This is a genomic window from Myxococcus sp. XM-1-1-1 (assembly GCF_020037095.1).
In the GTDB taxonomy this organism is placed as follows: Bacteria; Myxococcota; Myxococcia; order Myxococcales; family Myxococcaceae; genus Myxococcus; species Myxococcus fulvus.
On record NZ_JAIQDH010000058.1, the window covers coordinates 1 to 3,962 of the forward strand.

Consider the following 3,962-nt stretch of genomic DNA (forward strand, 5'->3'; position numbering starts at 1 on the left):
GCCAGCACTTCGTTCCCGTCCGCCACCGCGTCCGACAACCGCTTCAGCACCAGCACGCCGCAACCCTCGCCGCGCGCATAACCATCGGCCGAGGCGTCGAACGTCTTGCAGCGGCCCTCGGGAGACAGCGCACCGCTGCTCGCCAGGTAGACGCTCACCTCCGGGGAGAGGATGAGGTTCACTCCGCCCGCGAGCGCCACGGGGCACTCGCCCAGGCGCAGGCTCTGGATGGCCAGGTGCATCGCCACCAGTGACGACGAGCACGCCGTGTCCACCGCCATGCTCGGGCCCTGGAAGCCCAGCGCGTACGACAGGCGGCCCGCGCTGAAGCACGCACCCTTCGCCGTGCCGAAGTACGGGTCCAGCTGCGACAGGTCCGCGTTCGCGAGCATGCGCTGGCTGTAGTCCGTGTTCATCACGCCCACGAAGACACCCACGCGCTGCCGGCCCCGGCGCTCCACCGGATACCCCGCTCGCTCCAGCGCCTCCCAGCCGACCTCCAGCAACAGCCGCTGCTGCGGGTCCATCGCCGCCGCCTCGCGCGGGGAGATGCCGAAGAACTGGGCGTCGAACTGGTCCACGTCCTTCAGGAAGCCACCCCGGCGGGTGTTGATCTTCCCCGGCACCTGCGGCTTCGGGTCATAGAGCGCGTCCACGTCCCAGCGATTCGCCGGCACCTCCATCGTGGCGTCCACGCCGTCTCGCAACAGCTCCCAGTACGCCTCCGGCGTGGTGACGCCACCCGGGAAGCGGCACGCCATTCCGACGATGGCGATGGGCTCCGCTCGGGGCGTCGACTCGGCCTTCTCCAGCCGGGCCTCCAGCTTGCGAATCTTCACGAGCTGCTGCTGCACGATCTGCCGGTAGTTGATGTCCTCGGTCGTCATCTCGATATTCCTCAGGAATCCGTTGCCAGGTCCGCGAGCGCCAGACGGGCCAGCTCCGCGTCGGAGAGTGCGTCGAGGCTCACCTCGAGCTCGCCCTCGCCCGGCACCTCACGCGCCGGGGCGGGCTTCCTCTCGTCGTTGAACTTCAAGACAGCCTCGATGAGGTGGTCGGCGAGGAAGTCCACGTTGGGGTGGTTCATCGCGATGGTCGAAGGCAGCGAGTGCCCCAGCCCGTCCTGCAGGGCGTTGCGCAGCTCGATGGCCATCAGCGAGTCCATGCCCAGGTCCGTGAAGCCCTGGCCCCAATCGACTCCTCCCGCCACGTCCAGGCGGAGCACGCGCCCCACCGCCTCCTGGAGCCTGCGGACGAGCACCTCTCGCCGCTCGTGCGGCAGCGCGCCCTGCAGCTCCGCCAACCACTGCTTCTTCGTCGTCGCCACGGCCGCGCGAGACTCTTCCTTCCGCGCCGGCGCCACCGCCGCGTAGAAGCCCGAGCGCCCCAGTCGTCCGAGGCCCTCCAGGTACGCCGGCCACCGGATGTGCATGAGCCCGAGCTGCGCCTGCGAGTGCCCCAGCGCCTTGCCCAACAGCTCCAGGCCCTGCGCCGTCGGCAGCGCGCGGATGCCCCGGCGCTCCAACGCCTTGGCCACCTGCGCGTCCGTGGCCATGCCCACCTCGGCCCACGGGCCCCAGTCCAGCGACAGCGCGGGCAACCCGCGGGAACGACGGACGTGCGCCAGCGCATCGAGGAAGGCGTTCGCCGCCGCGTAGCCACTCTGTCCCGGAGAGCCGAGCAGCGCCGCGGCCGACGAGAAGAGGACGAAGTGCTCCAGCGGCCGGGTCTCCGTGAGGCGGTGGAGGTTCCACGCACCCGCCACCTTGGGCGCCATCACCCGCTCGAAGCGCTGGGCGTCCTGCTGCACCAGTGCTCCGTCCTCGACGATGCCCGCCGCGTGGAAGATGCCGAGCAGCGGCACCGCCCCCGCGTCGATGCGCGCCAGCAGCGCCGCGACGTCCGCCTCACGCGCCACATCCGCCGAGGCCACCGTGACGCTCGCCCCCGCCTGCTCCAGCTCCGCGAGCACCGCGCGAGCCTCCGCCGTGGGCTCACGTCGTCCCACGAGGACCAGGTGACGCGCGCCGCGCTCCACCAGCCACCGCGCCATCGACAGGCCGAGCGCGCCCAGACCTCCCGTGATCAGGTACGTGCCGTCCGCGCGGAAGGAGGTGACCTCCGCGCCACCCTTCGCCCGCTGGAGCTGGGGACGCAGGCGCCGCTCCCGACGGAGGGCCACCTCGACTCCCGGAGAGTCGCTGGAGCGCAGCAGCTCGGTGAGCAGCGAGGACACGCTGCCCTTCACGTCCCGAGGGTCCAGGTCGATGCGGCCGCAGCGCAGCTCACCGTGCTCCAGGTCGATGACCCGGCCCAGGCCCCACAGTGACGCCTGCACGGGCGAGGACACCGCCACGCCATCGGCGGGCTGCGCGCCCTGCGTGACGAGCCACAGCGGCGACTGCGTGCCGCTGGCCACGAGCGCCTGCGTCAGGTGCAGCGCTCCCGCCGTGGCCTGGAGCGTCGCCTGATGCAGGGCCTCGGCGGACCGAGTCTCCTCGGAGGAGGTCTGGTCCAGGCCCCACAGGTAGACAGCGCCCGCGCACGAGGCTCCATTCAGGGCCTCGCGCAGCAGTCGGGTGAAGTCGGCCGGAGCGCTCGCGTCGACCTCGAAGCGCTTCGGGGCCGTGTTCCGGAATCCAGCGCCAGGACGCACGCGGATGACGGAGGCTCCGCGCTCCTCCAGCCGCGTGGCCAGCTGCTCGCCGACGCCCTGCGCGTCCAGCAACAGCAGCCACGGGTGGGACTCGGCCTGGGGCAGCGGCGCGGGCGGCAGGGGCTCGGGGGTCCACGCCACCTCGTAGATGCGCTCCTCGGACTTCTTGTGCGTGCTGGCCTGGAGGACCTCACGGCTGGCGCGACGCGCGTGGAAGCCGAGAATCTCCGCCACCGGGCCGTGCTCGTCGAAGAGCTGCACGTCGCCGCTGAGGATTTCTTCCGTGATGGCCCGCTCGCCCGCGGTGGACTTCGCGTAGCACCACAGCGCGCCCTGCGGACGGCGGAAGAAGTTGAGCTTCGAGACACTGAACGGAATCGCCAGCGCGTCGGCCAGGCTCGTCGCGTCGCTCACCATCCAGTTGGCGAGCATCTGGAAGCACGAGTCGATGAGGCCCGGATACAGCTGGTAGTTGTCCGGGGAGTCCGGCAGCTCCGGCTGCTGCATCTGGCCGAACGCCTCGTCCTGGCTGCGCTGGAAGGGACCAATCCAGCGGAAGCTCGGGCCCAGCGTGTAGCCCATGGCTCGGAAGAACTTGTAGAAGTCGTCTCCCGAGCGCGACTCGGTGCAGCGCGCCAGCACGGCCTCGCGCGCGGGCAGCGTCCTCGGCGTGGAGACCTGCGACGGGTCCACTCGCAGCTCACCGGTGCCGTGCAGCACCCATTCACCGGACTCGCCCTGCGTCATCAGCTTGAGGGAGTAGCCCTCCGCGTGCGGCGAGAAGATGAGCTGGAGCGGGCGCAGCTCGTCGTCCGCGAGCACCAGCGCCTGGTGGAACGTGAGGTTCTCCAGCGTGCAGGCCTGGGGACCGAAGGTCTCCACGACGGCCGAGAGGACCATCGAGAGGTGAGAGGCCGCCGGCGTGACGACCGTGCCGTAGAGACGGTGGTCATCGAGGTACGCCGGACGGAACGCCCCGAGCGTCGTGCTGTAGATGATGTCGTCGAACGCGGGTGAGTACAGCCGGGTCCCGAGGTGCGGCTTGATGGCCCGAGCCTCACGCGGCGCGAGCAGCGCGCTCTGTCCCCGCGGCTCGCGGGTCCACCAGTAGCGCTGACGCTGGAACGGATACGTGGGCAGGGACACCGTGCGGCGCGCGTACGGCTTCTCGTACTCGCTCCACGCCACCTCCACCCCCTTCACGTACAGCGCTCCCAGCGCCTCCAGCACCGTCTCCCACTCCCCCTTCCCCTTCCTCAAACTCGCCACCCACTCCAGCCCCTCCTCCTCCAGCGTCTGCCTCCCC

Annotated in this window: 2 protein-coding genes; both read right to left on the minus strand. The window is 70.8% G+C overall.

Going from position 1 to position 3,962, the window contains the following annotated elements; genetic code table 11:
* Nucleotides 1-887: polyketide synthase (locus K8640_RS42275; RefSeq protein WP_305070723.1), on the minus strand; the 887-nt coding region annotated here is incomplete at its 3' end.
* 11 nt (nucleotides 888-898) lie between these two features.
* Nucleotides 899-3,962 (minus strand): type I polyketide synthase (locus tag K8640_RS42280; RefSeq protein WP_223752265.1); only part of this gene is annotated, 3,064 nt, incomplete at its 5' end.